Source organism: Microcoleus sp. EPA2, assembly GCA_020882975.1.
Taxonomy (GTDB): domain Bacteria; phylum Cyanobacteriota; class Cyanobacteriia; order Cyanobacteriales; family Microcoleaceae; genus Microcoleus.
This window is the reverse complement of sequence record JAHRFD010000002.1, coordinates 166,650-184,867: the sequence shown is the minus strand read 5'-3', so window position 1 is coordinate 184,867 and position 18,218 is coordinate 166,650. Positions and strand designations below refer to the sequence as shown.

The following is an 18,218-nucleotide window of genomic DNA, read 5'->3' as shown; positions in this document are numbered from 1 at the left end:
AACGAAATTTGTTAATCCTTGTGATGCCTCAATCCTAACTCCTGAATTTTCAAATTAAATAAATACTTCATCCTTCATGCCTCCGAAGGTGGATTTATAACTGTGAATACTTACTTTTTACCGACAATAAGCGAAATTTTAGCCACCTCTGGCCCAGAACATGAGCTCAGTTTCTGTGATGGGAAGTTGGCGGGAGAAAACAACCGCCATCGCTGTCCAGGTAGTCGCGGGGCTTCCAGGCTGAAAGCGGAACAGGAATGGTACGGTGCGATCGCCACTTTAAATCAAATGCTCGCTCGACAACAACAGGAACAAAAAACTGATTCCTGCGGAACAAATTGTCCCTCAACTGTTCCGAATTCCTGCCATGGATTAGTGCTATCGGGTCCATCTTCCGTTTTAACTAACCCAGCCGTGGCTTCCGGCTTTGCCAATTGGATTTTTACCAGTATTCCCGACAACGATGCAGCTTTGTGGTCTTTTCGGACTCGACAAACTTTAGCTTTACTGCCGGCGGGTGACGTGCAAATTTCAGGCCCGGCTGCTGCGCCTGCACTGGCTTTGGCGATGGGCGATCCTTTAGCTAACGAGCAGTTTTGTTTGGTTCTCACAGCTAGTTTTAGCCTGGTGATGGTTTTAGGCGAAAATGCTCTGGGCATTCCAGCTTTTCTATTTTCTTTCGATCCCCAAGTAGTCGCGAAAGCTTGGGAAGTTTTGCGACGCAGGGTGACTGAAAGTGAAGGTTTGCTAGGAAATTTTGACAGCACCATCAATTTAGATGTGAGTCAATTTACTGCTCATTCTACTAAATTAGATGCAATTTTTCAGCAGTTTTATCCTGTGGAACCAAATTATAAAACAGTCATGCAGTTCAGTCGCTTGTTGTTGCATAATTTGCCGATTGGGAAAGAAGAAACAGGTCGATTTAAAGAGGAAAGAATTGATGATAGTTTGAGAGACAGGCATGAAAAATTACAGGGGAAGAATCTCAACTGTAAACCTCCGATTCCTCACGCTACTAAAGAGGTGGAATTGCTACAGGCGATCGCCCACGAAGTCCGCACTCCCTTGGCTACGATTCGCACTCTCACTAGATTGTTGCTGAAACGTCCCAAACTAGATGCTGTGGTAGTCAAGCGTTTGGAAATGATTGATGCCGAGTGTACCGCTCAGATCGATCGCTTCGGCTTAATTTTCCGGGCTGTAGAGATGGAAATGTCTCAAGCGAAAAATTCCGGTGTACAACTAACAGCCATGTCCCTCGGTGAAGTGCTGCTTGATAGCATTCCGCGCTGGCAAAAACAAGCAAGTCAGCGGAATCATACCTTGGAAGTAATTGTCCCGAAAAAATTGCCGACAGTAGTTAGCGATCCGACTATGTTAGACCAGGTTTTAACTGGTTTGATTGAAAATTTTACTCGCACTTTGCCATCGGGGAGTCACATTCAAGTGGGGGTAACATTGGCGGGAAATCAGTTAAAGTTGCAGTTGGAATCAGAACATTTATCGGAAGGTAATGATACCTCAACTTTTGCCACTAAGGCTAATAGTCCTTTGCGGTCGATCGGACCTTTGTTGATGGTGCAGCCAGAAACAGGAAGTTTGAGTTTAAATTTGAGCGTGACTAAGAATTTATTTCGGGCTGCTGGGGGAAAATTGGTGATTCGTCAGCGGCCGCAAAAGGGTGAGGTGATGACGGTATTTTTGCCGCTGCAATAGGGATCGATCCTTAGTTATATCAATTCCGGTTGTATCGGAATGATTTAACCACGAAGGCGCTTATGACGCGAAGGAAGAGAAGAGAGAGTTTAATACAGGACGATGAAGAGAGGATTTGGTATTATACCAATTTCATAAAGTTACATATCTACCCCCCCAACCCCCCCTTACTAAGGGGGGGCTTTGAACTACATCTGTAGTAGGACTTTATGAAAATGGTATTATGGGGGATGATGAGATTGTGGTTGAATTAAATTCAATCCAGTTCTAACCAATGGTGGCAAGTCAACTGTGTACCCCCTGTTTCTACAGCAATTGCTGCGAGATAATTTGGTGCAGGAATCAGCGCTTTTAAATACCATAAATTCGGTGCTGTACGCGCGGCGAAGCTATCCCCTAGGGCATCAAGCTCTACGTCCAACAGCCGTGCGGGTTCCCCTGGAGTTAGGGAAACACTAAACCGATGGAGGGGAAAGCTCAATCCGTCTCCGATCGCCTTTATGTAAGCTTCTTTGCGAGTCCAGCAATTAAAAAATGCGGCTAATTTTTCCTCGGCTGAAACTGTCTTAAATGCGGTGTTTTCTTGGGGGGAAAAAAACCGCTCAGCAATTGACTCCATCTGGGGAACGGGACGGATTTTTTCGATATCTACTCCGATTTGGCGGCTGCGAGTCAGGGCATATAAAGCTAAGCCTTGAGAGTGAGACAAGTTAAAACTAAGTGTGCTGTCCAAATTGGCGGCTATTTCTGGCTTGCCACAGGGGCCGTAACTGAATTCGACTAGGTTGGGATCGACTTTCAGATAGCGGCTCAGGATGGCTCGGAGCGCGCCTCTACCAACGATAAAATGGTTTTTGTCTCGATCGAACCTAAAGCGTTCTGCCCTCTGTAATTCGCTATCACAGAGGGTTTGTGCTAAGTTTTGGATCGGCGATGGGGGTCGATCGAGATTAACGCGCCAGATATGAATGTCTGTGCTCGATATTGTTAAGTCTGCGGCTGCGCTTTCCCAGATGCGATCGGCATCTCCCATCAATCTTTACCTCCTGTCGGGCAATTTTTACCATAACTTGTTATGCTTAGATAACTTTATCAGGAGTTAGGCAGCTCGATAGTGCTATTTTAGCAATAAAACCGATGAGTGAAATTGGGGACGATCGACACCAAATCAAGATTTCTGAAGCAGCAGAAGTGTTCGTATTTCCGGCATCTTTTGCCCAGCAGCGATTGTGGTTTCTCAACCAATTATCGCCGAACAATCCTTTTTACAACGTGACAACTGCACTGCGCTTGACTGGTGCCCTCGATCGAGATTGTCTGGAAAGGGCGATCGGGAAAATTGTGCAGAGACATGAAGTTTTGCGGACGACTTTTGCAGCGGTAGACGGACAGCCCATACAAGTAATTTCTCCTACTTCCAAGTTTGTTTTAAATATAGCTGATTTGCGAACATTTCCCCCAGAAATACGGGAAGTAGAAGCCATTAAATTAGCTCAATTAGAGGCGGAAATACCTTTTGATTTATCGGTGTCACCGCTGCTGCGTGCGGTGCTGATTTGTTTGTCGGAAACTGAGCATATTATATCAATAAATATGCACCATATTGTAGCCGATGATTGGTCGATCGGAGTTTTGATTCGGGAACTGGAAATTATCTATACAGCCTTGGTTGGCGATCGACCTTCGCAACTGCCGGAATTGCCGCTGCAATATGCCGATTTTTCCGAATGGCAGCGCCAATGTTTGCAGGGGGAAGTATTAGAAAATCAGTTGGTTTATTGGCGGCAGCAGTTGGCGGGTATTCAGCCGCTGAATTTGCCAGTCGATCGACCTAAATTAGCCGCCCAAAGCTACCGGGGTGCTACGGAATTTTTTGAGCTAGCGCCACACCTGGGCAGTGAATTGAAAGGGCTGGCCCAGCGAGAAGGTGCGACTTTGTTTATGACTTTGCTAGCAGCATTTCAAGTTTTGCTGTCCCGCTATTCGCAGCAGTTGGATATTGCAGTGGGCAGTCCGATCGCCAACCGCAACCGCAGCGAAATTGAAGGGTTAATCGGTTTTTTTGTCAATACTTTAGTGCTGCGAAGTGACTTATCGGGAAACCCGACTTTTCGAGAATTTTTAAACCGAGTTCGGGAAGTAACGATGTCGGCTTACGCCCGCCAAGATGTGCCTTTCGAGCAACTGGTGGAGGAATTGCAGCCGCAGCGTTATTTGCATCAAAATCCGCTGTTTCAGGTGGTATTCAGCCTGCAAAATGCGCCTTTGCAGCCTCTACAATTGCCTGGTTTGAAGTTGAGTTATGTCAATTTGGAAGTGAAAACGGCGCGTTTCGATTTGGAATTGCACTTGTGGGATGCTGCGGATAGTTTCAGGAATTTCTACGGGAAAGATTGGCAGTATGCTGACAGTCTCAGAGGCGCGGCTATCTACAACACCGATTTGTTCGATCGAGCCACAATTAGCAGGATGTTGGAACATTTTAAGATGCTTTTGTCAAGCATTGTTGCTAACCCAGAACAGCGAATTGCTAACTTGCTGTTATTGAACCCAGCCCAACGGCAGCGGCTGTTAGTTGAATGGAACAATACTTGCAGGGATTATCCCAGAAATAAATGCGTCCATGAGTTATTTGAGGAGATAGTCGATCGCCATTCTAGCGATATCGCCCTCAGTGGTGCAGGGCAACAATTTACTTATGGAGAACTCAACTGTCGCAGCAATCAACTAGCACATTATTTGCGAAAATTGGGGGTGAATGCGGGGGTTTTGGTGGGGCTGTGCGCGGCACGATCGCCCGATAACATTGTCGGTATGTTGGCGATTCTGAAAGCTGGGGGAGCTTACTTGCCTTTAGACCCGACTTATCCAGGCGATCGCCTCAATTTTATGTTAGCAGATGCTGGAGTTAATGTATTGTTGGTAGAGTCAAAGTTGGCGGCTCAGTTTGCAGAATTTCAGGGGGCGATTGTTAATTTGGGCGATCGGGAAATTCTCGCCACCAAAAGCGCGGAAAATCTCGCCAACACTACCACCTCAGATAATCTAGCTTACGTTATTTATACATCCGGTTCTACCGGCCAACCCAAAGGTGTTGCCGTTTCGCACAAAGCTGTAAATCGGCTGGTTATCAATACAAATTACGTTAATTTATCACCTTCAGATAAGGTGGCTCAAGTCTCAAACACTTCATTTGATGCAGCTACCTTCGAGATTTGGGGAGCTTTGCTCAACGGCTCTGGGTTGGTGATAATTAATACAGAAACCATGCTAGAGCCACGCGAGTTTGCCACCGAAATTCGCCGACAAGGAATTACTGTTTTGTTCTTAACTACTGCCTTGTTCCACAAAACTGTTGGCAGGGTTCCACAAGCATTTGATTCGCTGACATATCTGCTATTTGGAGGAGAAGTTGCCGATCCCAAATGCGTGCGAGAAGTTCTCAAACAAGGGTCGCCCAAACATTTAATTCACGTTTACGGCCCGACTGAGAATACCAGTTTTTCTACTTTTTACTGCGTGGTAGATGTACCGGAAGCCGCAGTGTCAGTGCCGATCGGCAAACCCATCGCCAACACGCAGATTTACCTATTGGATAGCGATTTGCAGCCAGTGCCGATCGGCATTCCGGGCGAACTGTACCTGGGCGGCGACGGACTGGCCCAGGGCTATCTCAACCGTCCCGATTTAACAGCAGAAAAATTTATTCCCAATCCTGTTACTATCAATTCTGAGTTAGGAGAATCTGCTAATTTAAAAATTTATAAAACTGGGGATTTAGCCCGCTATCTCCCTGATGGAAATATCGAATTTTTAGGGCGGATTGACAGTCAGGTAAAGATGCGCGGATACCGCATCGAGTTGGGAGAAATTGAAGCAGTGCTGAAGCAGTATCCGGGAGTGAAAGCTGCGGCGGTAATTGTGCGGGAAGATGTGCCGGGAGACAGGTATTTGGCTGCTTATGTGGTGGTTGAGGGGATTAATTACAAACTGCGATCGCCTAATTTGCGGCAATTTTTGCAACAGAAACTGCCGGGGTATATGGTGCCAAAAACTTTGGCGGTGCTGGAATCCCTGCCGCTGACTCCTAACGGCAAAGTCGATCGCGCGGTGTTACTGAAGATAGATGCAGAAACGGGCGATATTCCAGCAAATTATGTAGCGCCTAGGACGGAAGTAGAACAAGTGCTGACTAAAATTTGGGCTCAAGTTTTGGGAAAAAAGCAAGTAAGTGTGGGTGATAATTTTTTTGAATTGGGTGGGCATTCGCTGCTAGCAACTCAGTTAATTTCCCGTATCCGAGATGCTTTTAAAATCGAATTGTCTGTCAGAAATTTGTTTGAGACACCGACGGTGGAGAGTCTGGCAAAATATATGGAAACTGTGTGTTGGGCGGCGAAAAGTCAACAAATTTCACAGCCGACAGATGTGAGAGAAGATTTGGAATTTTGAGCGGACACACCGATTATTTGCTGTATTTTGCGTTTGATGAGCTGTTATATCAATTCCGGTTGTATCGGAATGATTTAACCGCGAAGGCGCTCATGACGCGAAGGGAGATAAGAGAGATGAATACAGGACGATGGCTAGCATCATAATATCACCCCGTCACCTCGTCAGCCCGTGAAGTTGACGGTAGCGAAAAGTCACGATCGCGAAGCGCAAAAAGCCCTGACAACTTCCGCAAACTGCTGGTTTTTTTCCATCAGTGCCATGTGTCCTCCCGGCTTTAAAGCAATCAGTTCTGCTTGAGGCAATTCTGCTTTCATTCGCTGGCTGGCAGCGGGGAGAGTAACAATATCTGAATTGCCGCAGATAACTAGCACTGGAACGGGAATTGTGGGCAAAGTTTTTGTTTCATCGTATTTGAACATTGCCAGGGTGCCAAGGGCGAGAACGCGGGGGGAACCCAAGGCTGATAAGAATGCTGAAAAGTCTAATTGACCGCGAGTTTCTGTACCTTTAAAGCCGGATATTTCTACGCTGAGGTATAGCGAACCGTTGAGGTAACTCTGCCAAGTCATCAGCCAAAAAATCGGGGAAAGAATCGTGGCGATGTGCAATATCGGTTCTAGCAAAGGCTTTTGCAAAGCTCGCAACAATGGGCTAAAAATGCTGGTTTTTAGGGGATTTGTATAAGTGGTATCTACTAGGATTAAACCCGCTACTCTGGAGCCGAGATGTTCTGGAAATAGGCGACAAAATGTTAGGGAAATCATGCCTCCCATGCTGTGTCCCAGCAGGAAAACTGGTTTGTCTCCGGCTATGGCAACGACGGCTTCGAGGTCGCGGGCAAGTTTTTCTAAGGAGTAATCGCTGTTTTTCGGTCGAGTGGATTTTCCCAGGCCTGGCAAGTCCCAAACTATCACTCGAAATCGATCGCTCAATTGCTTTTTTGCGTAATACCAAACCATACTGTTTGGCCCCCAACCGTGCGATAAAATAATCGGCTGTCCGTCTTCCGGGCCGTAGAATTCTACTTGTAAAACAGTGCCATCTGGCCTTTTTAACCGCTGCACCATACCCGTCCGCGTTGGCTTCGGTTCGTCAGATCCGGGGCGGCGAAACAGAGTTAAGCTCATAAAACGGCCGCCAAAAGACCAAAGAACTATTAATATTCCGCTAACTAAATAGGACGTTGCTATAAGTTCGCCGATGTACCATTCGTAAAGAATGTAGATACCTCCGCCCAGTATTCCGAAGGACAGCAGTCCCATCAGCCCTACGAGCAGGAAATTGATTGGCATGAACGGCATAAGCTGAAACCTTGCGAGCGAATTTTGGTGGCTTGGTCTAACAATATCATACTTAAGTTATATTCAAGTGGGCCTAAAGTGAGATAAACTTTGATATCTAATCTGATTAATTCGACGTTATATTTTTAGGGACACAACAGTGCCTATTAGTGTCAACATAACTCTGGAAAACGTTATGTATCTCTTGTTTATAGCCGAGTCTAGATCCCCCCTAACCCCCCTTAATAAGGGGGGGACAAGAAATATTGTCTTTCGTCCCCCTTCTTTCCCCCTTGGGGGGTGCGGATGCGAGGGTAATCTATACTTCGCTACAAGCGAGAGAGACTGAGAGTTTTAGTCTGAAGTTGATACCAATGGGTAGCGCCGTGTTCTTAAGCGTAGCGCGTTAATTTAACCTGATTGAGTATGATTAATGTGATGAAAAACAATTATTTTATTAATTTGCCAAAGCGATCGCAGGATAACTGAAAATGCCAGAGCCAGAAATGTCCAGTTTACCGTCACAAGTCGGAGATTCCGTCAGTGGGTTGGTTGATTTTTTATCTCGCCTCCGCAGTTTGGATATCAATGTGTTGATTGAGGGGACAATCCTGCACTGCAATGCTCCTGAAGGAGTTTTGACTGGGGAAATAAGGGCAGAAATTTTTAAGAGAAAAGACGAAATAATTGCTTTTTTAAAGGCTGCTAATTCTACTAATGCCAACATCGTGCCTGTGTCGCGGGAAGGAATTTTACCGCTTTCTTTTGCACAGCAGCGGCTGTGGTTTATGGATAAATTAGTGCCTAACAATCCGTTTTATAATGTTCCGGCGGCGGTGCTGATGACGGGGGCGATCGATTTTGCGGCACTGCAAGAAAGTTTTAATGAAATTGTCCGCCGTCATGAAGCTTTGCGGACGATTTTTGTGGCGGTAAACGGGCAGCCAGTTCAAAAGATAGTGGCTGCTTTTGATGTGCCGATCGCTGTTTTGGATTTGTGCAATTGGCCGCCAGCCAAACGAGACATTGAGGCCGATCGATTGATGACTCAGGAGGCTCAGTGGCCTTTTAATTTGGCGACGGGCCCGCTACTGCGCGTGACTTTATTGCAGTTAAGTGAAGCGGAATATTTGCTGATGCTGAATATGCACCACATTGTGTCTGATGGGTGGTCGATCGGGGTGCTGATTCGGGAATTGGGGGTGCTTTATCCGGCTTTTTCTAGTCAAAAACCTTCGCCTTTACGGGAATTATCTATTCAGTATGCTGATTTTGCACGGTGGCAGCGCGATCGGCTGCAAGGGGATGTTTTAGAAGCTCAGTTGGCTTATTGGCGGCGGCAGTTAGATGGTGTTTCGATGTTGAACTTGCCAACCGATCGCCCGCGCCCTGCAATTCAAAGTTACCGGGGAAAACGGCTGTTTTTGCAACTGCCAAAACAATTGAGCGAGGGTTTAGAAACTTTGAGCCAGCGCGAAGAAGTAACGTTATTTATGACAATGTTAGCGGCTTTTCAAACGCTGCTTTTTCGCTATTCGCAGCAGTCAGATATTGCAGTGGGAACTCCGATCGCCAATCGTAACCGCAGTGAAATTGAAGCATTAATTGGATTTTTTGTCAACAGTTTGGTGCTGCGAACTGACTTATCAGGAAACCCCAGTTTTCGGGAACTTTTACACAGGGTAAAAGAAGTCGCATTGGGAGCTTACGCGCACCAAGATGTGCCCTTTGAAAAGCTGGTGGAGGAACTGCATCCCGATCGCGCTTTGAATCAAAATCCCCTATTTCAGGTGGTGTTTGCGCTGCAAAACGCCCCGGCGGACCAGTTAAAATTGCCGGGATTGACGCTAAGGCCACAGCAGTTGGATGCGGGGACGGCTCGGTTCGATTTGGAGTTTCATTTGTGGGAGCGATCGCCCGATCGTAAACTGTGGGTTGATTCTGCCGATGGCATTAGCGGTTTTGTAATTTACAGCGCGGATTTGTTTGATGAAGCTACCATTGTGCGGATGCTGGAGCATTTTGAAACCCTGTTGTCCAGTATTGTTGCCAACCCCGATGCTCAGATTGCCAATTTAGAAATTCTGACGGCAACTGAACGAGAGTTAGTGTTAGTTGAATACAATAAAAATCAGGTAAGTTTTTCCCAGAATTTAGGCGTTCACCAGTTATTTGAACTTCAAGCCCAGCGCACTCCCGATGCGGTAGCTTTGGTATTTGGAGAACAACAGATTTCCTATCGAGAGCTAAATATCCGCAGCAACAAATTAGCCAGTTACTTGCAAAAAATTGGGGTGAGTGCGGAAGTTTTGGTGGGGATTTGCCTAGAGCGATCCATCGAGGCAATTATCGGGATGCTGGGCATTTTGAAAGCGGGAGGAGCTTACTTGCCTTTAGATCCGACTTATCCGCGCGATCGCTTGAATTTGATGTTAGCAGATGGGCGCGTGCCGGTAGTGCTTACCCGCCGGGAGTTTGAACTCGAAGCTAATCGCGAGATTAGTGAAAGCGGAGAAATTTACAATCCGATTTTGGTTTATTTGGATCGGATTTGGGAAATTGTCGATCGAGAAAATCCCGATAATCCGACAGCCCCAGTTGCAGCAGCAAATCTGGCTTGTGTCATCTATACCTCCGGTTCCAGTGGGAAGCCAAAAGGAGTGCAAATCGAGCACCGCAACTTGTTAAATTTGATATTTTGGCATCAGCAAGAGTTTGCAATTTCGGCGGGCGATCGCACATCGCAAATTGCCGGCATTGCTTTCGATGCTTTCGGTTGGGAAATCTGGCCCGCTCTGGCAGCAGGTGCTAGCATTTACTTGGCTGAGGATGAAATTAGAATCTCGCCCGATCGCCTGCGGGAATGGCTGCTATCAAATCAAATCACTGTGAGCTTTGTGCCGACACCTTTAGCCGAACAACTTTTGCTGTTAGATTGGCCGCTGAATTCTGCGCTGCGAATTTTGCTAACAGGAGGCGACAAACTCCGCCAGTATCCGTCAGCCAACCATTCTTTTCAAGTAGTGAATAATTACGGTCCGACTGAAAATACTGTTGTGGCAACTTCTGGTATAATTCCGGTTAGGAATGGAGGAGATACAGCACCGGCGATCGGACGGGCGATCGCCAACGTTCAAGTGTATGTATTGGACCCGCATTTGCACCCCGTACCTGTTGGCATTGCTGGCGAATTGTACCTCGGTGGCTGCGGAGTTGCTAGGGGCTATCTCAACAGGCCAGAATTAACTCAAGAAAAATTTATTCCTCATCCTTTTGCTGTCAAGTCTGAGCTACAAGAACCAATAAAACCTTCCCAACTATACAAAACAGGCGATTTAGTTCGCTACCGCAAGGATGGCAATCTGGAGTTTTTAGGCAGGTGCGACGAACAAGTGCAAATTCGGGGTTTCCGCATCGAATTAGGAGAAATTGAATCAGTATTGGCTCAGCATCCAGCGGTGCTGCAAACTGTAGTTACAGCTTGCCCCGATGGGAAGGGAGAAAAACATTTAGTTGCTTATATTGCCCTGAATCCTGAATTTAATATTGCCGAAACAACCGAAATTCAGCAATTGCAAGCAGAGCAAGTTTTGCAGTGGCAAATGCTGTACGGTGAAACTTACAAACAACCTGCGATCGACACAGATCCAACTTTTAATATTACAGGCTGGAATAGCAGTTACACCGGGGAGCCCATCCCCCCGGAACAAGTCCGCCAGTGGGCGCACAATCAAGCCGCCCAAATTTTGAAATTGCAACCGGATCGAGTATTAGAAATCGGTTGCGGTACGGGTTTGCTGCTGTTCCAAATTGCCCCGCACTGCACGCAGTATTGCGGCACGGACTTTTCCCCGCAGTCGATCGATTATATTCAGCAGCATTTGGGCGATCGCGACTTGGCGAATGTAACCCTGCTGCACAAAATGGCCTCGGACTTTGAGGGCATAGAAACAGCAGCATTTGATGCCATAATTCTCAATTCTGTAGTCCAGTATTTTCCGAGCATTGACTATCTTTTACAAGTGATTAAAGGTGCTGTCAAAGCCGCCATTCCCGGTGGCTATATTTTCATCGGCGACGTGCGGAGTTTGCCTTTATTGACCGCATTTCATACAGCAGTGGAGTTGTATCGCTCGCCCCCTGCTACAACTGTTCAACAGTTGCAGCAGCGGGTACAAATGCAGATTTTTCAAGAAACAGAATTAGTCATTGACCCGGATTTTTTCAAAGCATTAAAACACCGATTTCCGCAAATCGAGGGCGTAGAAATTGAACTGCTTCGGGGCGAATTTCACAATGAGTTAACTCAGTTTCGTTATAATGCAATTCTGCATTTAGCCAGTGAAATCGAACCCCCCAACTCCCCTGACGAAGGGGGGATATTTGGGGGCAACCACGGGGGGATTGCCCCTACGGAAAACCAGAATTTGGTAGGGGCGGTGCCCCCGTACCCGCCCCGCCCCACCCACGGGGATTTTCAAACGGAAGATTTGACGGCGGCCAAAGTGCGCCAGATTTTAGTGGAAAATCAACCGGATATTTTCAGGATTTCCCACGTACCAAACCCGCGAGTTGCAGCAGCGGTTCAGGCGGCCGAATGGCTGTCAAATTCAGAGAAATTTAAAACAGTATTTCAGTTGCAAAAAGCTTTGGAACAACTTCCCAATTTAGGAATTGAACCGGAAATATGGTATGCTTTAGATGTACCCTATACTGTTCATATTAGCTGGTCTAATCCTAGCAATAAAGGCTGTTACGATGTTGTGTTTGTGCGGGGAGAGGCGAGAGATTTTGAACTAGCAGAAACCTTCACTCGCCCGCGTCCGTGGCACTCTTATGCTAACAATCCCCTGCAAGCGAAAGCAGCGCGCAAATTGGTGCCACAACTGCAAGCTTACCTCGCAGCTAAACTGCCAGAATATATGGTACCCGCGGCTTTTGCGGTGCTGGAATCACTGCCACTAACACCGAATGGAAAGGTCGATCGCCGAGCTTTGCCCGCACCGGAACTTGTTAAGTTAGAATCGGTTGCCAGTTATGCCGCACCCCAAACTCCCACTGAGGAAGTTTTAGCGAGAATTTGGATGGAAGTTTTGGGGATAAAGCGAGTGGGAATTAGGGATAATTTCTTTGAATTGGGCGGCCATTCACTGTTAGCAACTCAGCTTGTTTCTAGAGTGCGCGATGCTTGCGGGGTGGAGTTGCCTTTGCGCTGCGTGTTTGAAGCGCCGACTATTGTAGGATTGTCTGAATTAGTCGATGGTTTGAAACAGAATAATGCTCAAATTAAAAGTCCGGCTTTAGTACCAGTTTCCCGCGATAATCGCCGCGTGAAGCTGTCATCGCTCAACATAGAAAGTAAAGAAAAGTAAGCGCGATAGCTTATGCTTGCTGTAGACGGATTGATGAGGGAATTTATGAATGCAGATGAACTATTCAATCGCGAAACAGAAGTCTTTGTCTTCCCCGCATCTTTTGCCCAGCAGCGGCTGTGGTTTCTCCATCGCCTTGCGCCGGGAAATCCTTTCTACAATGTCTCAACCGCCCTCCGGTTGACAGGTTCCCTCAACTCGATCGCCTTAGAACAAACATTCAACGAAATTGTCCGCCGCCACGAAATTCTGCGGACAACTTTTGCAGTGGTAGCAGGGGAACTGTCGCAAATCATTGCCTCAGAATTAACTCTATCTCTTCCCAAAATAGACTTGCAAAATATCCCGCAAACCCAGCAAAAAACCGCCGTCAAGCAGCGGGCAATTGCTGAATCGCGGCTACCATTCGATTTAACAAAGGGACCATTGTTGAGGGTAAAACTGCTGCTATTTAGCGCCACAGAATATGTGCTGCTGATTAATTTCCATCACATTGTTGCTGATGGTTGGTCAATTGCCGTGTTAATTCGGGAACTAACATCGCTGTACAAAGCTTTTGCCAAAAACCAGTTGTCTCCTCTCCCCGAACTCCCGATTCAGTACGCCGATTTTGCAGAATGGCAGCACCAATGGTTGCAGGGTGAAGTATTAGAAACTCAACTCGCTTATTGGCGCCAGCAGTTGACCAATATTCAGCCGTTAAATTTGCCAGTCGATCGCCCCAGACCTCCCGTTCCCACCTATCGTGGCGCGCGAGAATTTCTGGCGCTGTCTCCCACTTTGAGCGATCGCTTAAATTTGTTAAGCAAGCAACAAAATGTGACTTTGTTTGTAACTTTGCTGGCTGCATTTCAAACCTTGCTTTACCGCTACACCGGCCAAGAAAATATTGCCCTAGGAACGCCTATCGCCAACCGCAACCGCAGGGAATTAGAAGGGTTAATTGGCTTTTTTGTCAATACTTTAGTTTTGCGGACTGACTTATCGGGAAACCCAATTTTTCTGGAATTGTTGAATCGGGCAAAACAGGTTACTGTCGCAGCTTACGAGTACCAAGATTTGCCTTTTGAAAAGCTAGTCGAAGCGCTGGAACCCGATCGCGATTTGAGCCGCAATCCCTTATTTCAAATTAGTTTCAGCCTGCAAAACACGCCCGCAGCCACCCTAGAATTGCCCGAACTAACTTGGAGCGCGATCGACTTTGACGCAGGTACTGCCAAGCTCGATTTAGAGTTTAATTTGTGGGAAGATTTTGCTGGCATTAAAGGGCAACTCACCTACAGTACCGATTTATTTGACAGCAGCACGATCGCCCGAATGTTAGAACACTTTCAAACGCTGTTAGAAAGCATAGTTGCCAATCCCAACCAGCGGCTTTCTGACTTGCCCATGCTCACCGCAGCCTCGCGCCATCAAATACTTGTAGAATTCAACCGCAATTTATCGCAAAATATACCCCGCCTCCCTCCCCTTTGTCAAGAAAATGAGTCAGAATCGAGGAACATTGCACTGTGTTTCCATCAATTATTTGAGCTGCAAGTAGAACGATCGCCCGACGCGATCGCCCTAGTCTTTGAAAACCAGCATTTAACCTACCGCCAACTCAACACCAAAGCCAACCAAATCGCCCATTACTTGCAGCAATTGGGAGTTAAGCCCGAAGTTTTAGTCGGGATTTGTATGGATCGCTGCTTAGATGCGATCGCCGGATTATTAGGCATTCTCAAAGCAGGCGGAGCCTATGTACCTTTAGATCCAAATTATCCCCAAGAACGTCTTAACTTCACTGTAACAATTTTGAAACCAATTTAAAAACCCGTAAGCAATTATTCCTACGGGTTCTTAAATGCGATCGCTGATGTGCTCAACGCCTTACGGCATCAAAGGTTTGTCAACTATAGCAGCAAGCTCTTTGAACAACTCACGAACACAACGAGCGATAACCCGCTGACGAGCTAGTTTAGTTGGAGTACCGCCTTTTTTCCGGCGCTGCAAGTCCTCAGAGGGCGATCGCTCTTCCTTGCCTTCCCCCTGTCCGTAGGTGAATTTTAAAGCTGGCGGATTATTTCGGGAAACTTCCAGCCGACAAAAACACCACTGCCAAAGTGCTTTACGGCAAAGTGCACTACCAGACTGCTTGCCTTTTTTCTTCTGACCGCTGTCTTCCCGAATTACTCCCAGGCCGACGGCTCGCATGAAGCGGCGCTCTGAAAGTTTCAACTTTGACTCTTTCCCAGTCTGGCGATTTTTCCTAATTTTGACCTCCGGCAAGCCGTCTTTAAGAAAGTCCTCAATCGGATAAACAGCCCCCAGGAGGTAGCCCTGAAGTTGATAGCCAAAACCAAACTTGGTAAAAACTCGGCGATAACTCTCAAACTTTGGATCGGAAATTAACTGAACCAACTGCCGCTTTAACTGAAAAATTTGTTCCTCAATCTCGCAATACTGATTCGCCGCCCAACGTGTTTGTGGCTCAATGCCGGTGCCAATCGTATTCTCTAAAAGGCGATCGTACTTTTTGGACGTCCGACGACCGGCCAGCCACCCCCAAAGTAGCGGCGCTAATTCCTCTTGCGATTTAGTCGATCGCACTAAAGCGACTTCTGGACACTGCCACGATAGTTCCTGACGCATCCTGTTAATGACAGGACTTTGAAGGCGATTAAGGTGCTCGATCCGCAGACAGATATTTTTAATCTGGGTGACGGAGGGGTCACGAACTTTGAGGTAAGAGCTTTCTGGCTTGTCAAAGTACCAACAAGCAATGGCAAAAGCATCAATGTCGTCAGTCTTAGCCCCACTCTTGCCATCCTTGCCCATCAGTTCTGCCCTGTAGTTAGGTAGCTTAGAGTTAGAAATCTGCCGTATCTCGACACCCCAATCTCCAAGCTTGTGAATCCACAACTTAGCGTAGTTCACGCCAGTCGGCTCACAAATAGCCACTACTTTGTCAGCTTTAAAACTTTCAATTTTTAGCCTAAGCCTATTTAAATTTTCAAAGTTCGAGTGAAACACTTCGATATCGGCATCAAAATAAGAATCGCGAGGATTACTGGGTTTTTCCAGCATAAAACACGCGACAATTGACGACCGACTGACGTCAATGCCCACGATTAGGTATTTCATGTGTTTGGGGAGAGTAAAAAGTTAGAAGAACAAAAGAGCCTACGAATCTCCCAAAAGCCGTAGCTTACTTCACTGATTAAGGCTCTAGTTCTTGTTTTTGGTGCAGGCTGGCGCTTACGAAGTTAAAATAGCAAGCTGCTAATTTCATGTTTAAAGCGCCACTTGTCTTACGACTCTTCCCGCGACTTCCCCCTTTTAAAAGAGGAGAAGTTTCGGCCGTGAGTCAAACGGTCCTCTTCAGGCGGTTATCAAAATTGAATTAGTCGCAACCAACGCAAGGCAAACATAAGGGGCGTTAGGATTTTGATTGAGAATTGTCGTAAAATTCTCTGTGCCATGACTTGATAGCAAACTATTAGCAAGGTTGACGTAATCACTCAAGCAAGGGTCGTTGTGCTGTTTTTTTAAATGCCCGCGACTTTTAGCCCTTTTGATGGCGTGAAAAACTTCAACTTTTTTCGCTTCGTCAAAAGCACCAAAATTTATTTTTGCAAGCTGCACCAAGTCTGTAATAAACGTCGCTCTTTGTTTCGTGTTCATGGTTTCGCTTCTAGTTTTGTTTTGTTATTTCTTCCAAACTCTCTTCATGAAAGCCCATCAAGGCTTGACGACCGTCCAAACAGACCCGATACCACCAGCCTGCATTTTGAAAGAGTAAAACTTTCTCGCTATCACGCCATTCCAAACCAAAGACAGTTCCCTTTTGACCGTTACTACCAAAAGCTTTAACTCGATCGCCAAACCAAAATTTAGGCGGTTTGAAACCGTTGAATTCAAACCAGTCTAAATAGTAGTTAAACTCTTTGGTTTTTGCATCAGTAATAGACTCTTCCAGCCAATCACTCATTTCACTTCCTCAGCAAATTAGTAGATAAATAACGACAGCGGTTAAATTAGCAGTAATTCAACCGCCCTTTTATTAGTCTTCGCTTGATATCTTCACTCTAAACCTGGCTTTTTCTGGATTCTCACTTTTTTCTTTTAAAAAATCCGCGAGAGTTTTGGTAATCTCCTGTTGAGTACACTGAGCTACCTGTTGATCTACTGACTCTGCTACCAGTTCGATTAAACGTTCGGCTTCTTTTTCACCGCTAAGTGTTTCAATCATAGACAGGAGCATCCCAGTAAACAGAGCAGAACTAAAAATTATGGTTTGTTGGTCTGGTGGCAACTGAGTCATACTAATTTCAGGAGAATTGGTCTTTTCTTCAGAAACTTCGCTTGAATCGGCAATTATTTTAATTGCGTTCAAGTTTAGTTCGCAACTATCCAGGCTGTCACTTAAAACTTTTGCCAGTTTTTCTAGTTCTCTGTAGTTCCCTTGGACTTCTAACAACAAACTGTTTAGTTGAAAGTCGAGATCAAGGATTTCGCCCAAAATCTCAAGCCGAGGGAGAGGTAGTTCGGATTCTTTGTAGGTAAAAATTTTCACGGTTGTTAGCTCCTAAGATGAATCGGACGAAGTGTCCGAATAGATTGAGCGCTCAACACTTTTTCTGTCGTCCTTAGCTTTAGCAAAGCCTCTCTTAGGGTTAGTTTTGACGTAAGCTTCCGCTCGATCGCAAATCTCAGCTTTTTCGGCAGTTAATTCCGTCTCGTTATCATCGTTGTTTTCATCGTCAGGTGGCTCGTCACCACTAATCAACATTTCAAGGTACTTAGAGACAGCTATACCCGCTTCTGCCGCTTTTTGTTGCAAAATTTGGTAAGCTTTGCCACCAATTCTGACTTGTCTTGCTCTGTCTTCCGGGTTGTCGTCAAGAGTTTCCTGTATTTTGACCGCTGTGATAGCTTCGGGGGGAAGACCGTCTACAACGGATTGCCATTTGTCACAAAGTTGCGAGTCACCGTATTCATCTACTTTTGCAAATTTCACCAGAGGCAAAGCTTGGGCGACGGAAGTCGGAAGGACTCGGAATTTAGATTTGATTAACTCCAAGCAAACTTCAGCAGCTTGGATAATCCGCTTGCAGTAAAAGTGCGATCGCCCTAGAGCAAGTTTGCAGTATTCCGCAAAATCTCGATACTGAGGCAAATAGAGCCGATACCGGCGAACGACACGCAGCATAACTCCTTGGCGGACGTAATCGAGAAAAGAACGGCGAATACGTTGAGTTAATAGAGCAATATCATTGTGAGGTGCTTCTCGTAAAACTTCAGTCTCAAAATCTAGAAGCGGTTGAAATTCACTCTCTAAGGGTTCGCAAAAAGCGTCGTTAAAGTCGCCATCACCAAATTGCATAATAGTTGTCCAAAATAAGGCGAT

The 18,218-nt window shown here is 46.2% G+C and carries 11 protein-coding genes; 4 read left to right on the top strand and 7 right to left on the bottom strand.

Features of this window, described 5'->3' with window-relative positions; all coding sequences use genetic code 11:
• The first annotated feature begins 102 nt into the window (after positions 1-102).
• Positions 103-1,719, top strand: a complete 1,617-nt coding sequence (locus tag AAFP14_RS03360; RefSeq protein ID WP_341730890.1) for a sensor histidine kinase — start codon at positions 103-105, stop codon at positions 1,717-1,719.
• A gap of 256 nt (positions 1,720-1,975) precedes the next feature.
• On the opposite strand, the gene AAFP14_RS03355 is transcribed toward AAFP14_RS03360, so the two are convergent.
• Complete coding sequence (locus AAFP14_RS03355; protein ID WP_341731080.1) at positions 1,976-2,752, bottom strand: 4'-phosphopantetheinyl transferase family protein; 777 nt, start codon at positions 2,750-2,752, stop codon at positions 1,976-1,978.
• Positions 2,753-2,856: 104 nt separating this feature from the next.
• Here AAFP14_RS03355 and AAFP14_RS03350 point away from each other — a divergent pair, with 104 nt between their 5' ends.
• A complete protein-coding gene (locus AAFP14_RS03350; RefSeq protein ID WP_341730889.1) occupies positions 2,857-6,171 on the top strand; it encodes a non-ribosomal peptide synthetase in 3,315 nt (1,104 codons plus the stop codon).
• A 194-nt stretch (positions 6,172-6,365) separates the two neighbouring features.
• On the opposite strand, the gene AAFP14_RS03345 is transcribed toward AAFP14_RS03350, so the two are convergent.
• Entirely contained in the window at positions 6,366-7,466 is a 1,101-nt protein-coding gene (locus AAFP14_RS03345; RefSeq protein WP_341730888.1) for an alpha/beta fold hydrolase, read from the bottom strand.
• Between the two features lie 479 nt (positions 7,467-7,945).
• Here AAFP14_RS03345 and AAFP14_RS03340 point away from each other — a divergent pair, with 479 nt between their 5' ends.
• On the top strand, positions 7,946-12,826 hold the full coding sequence (locus AAFP14_RS03340) for an amino acid adenylation domain-containing protein (protein WP_341730887.1): 4,881 nt from the start codon (positions 7,946-7,948) through the stop codon (positions 12,824-12,826).
• 12 nt (positions 12,827-12,838) lie between these two features.
• Positions 12,839-14,638 (top strand): condensation domain-containing protein, encoded by a 1,800-nt coding sequence (locus tag AAFP14_RS03335; protein WP_341730886.1) that lies wholly within the window; start codon positions 12,839-12,841, stop codon positions 14,636-14,638.
• 60 nt (positions 14,639-14,698) lie between these two features.
• Here AAFP14_RS03335 and AAFP14_RS03330 read toward each other — a convergent pair whose 3' ends face one another.
• The 5 genes from AAFP14_RS03330 to AAFP14_RS03310 form a co-directional block, all read right to left on the bottom strand.
• A complete protein-coding gene (locus tag AAFP14_RS03330; protein ID WP_341730885.1) occupies positions 14,699-15,952 on the bottom strand; it encodes an IS110 family transposase in 1,254 nt (417 codons plus the stop codon).
• 237 nt (positions 15,953-16,189) lie between these two features.
• On the bottom strand, positions 16,190-16,492 hold the full coding sequence (locus AAFP14_RS03325) for a hypothetical protein (RefSeq protein WP_341730884.1): 303 nt from the start codon (positions 16,490-16,492) through the stop codon (positions 16,190-16,192).
• A gap of 10 nt (positions 16,493-16,502) precedes the next feature.
• Entirely contained in the window at positions 16,503-16,799 is a 297-nt protein-coding gene (locus AAFP14_RS03320) for a hypothetical protein (RefSeq protein WP_341730883.1), read from the bottom strand.
• Positions 16,800-16,871: 72 nt separating this feature from the next.
• Positions 16,872-17,384 carry a hypothetical protein gene (locus AAFP14_RS03315; protein WP_341730882.1) on the bottom strand — a complete coding sequence of 171 codons (513 nt, stop codon included), beginning with the start codon at positions 17,382-17,384 and terminating at the stop codon, positions 16,872-16,874.
• A 12-nt stretch (positions 17,385-17,396) separates the two neighbouring features.
• Complete coding sequence (locus AAFP14_RS03310) at positions 17,397-18,194, bottom strand: hypothetical protein (RefSeq protein ID WP_341730881.1); 798 nt, start codon at positions 18,192-18,194, stop codon at positions 17,397-17,399.
• Between the last annotated feature and the right edge of the window lie 24 nt (positions 18,195-18,218).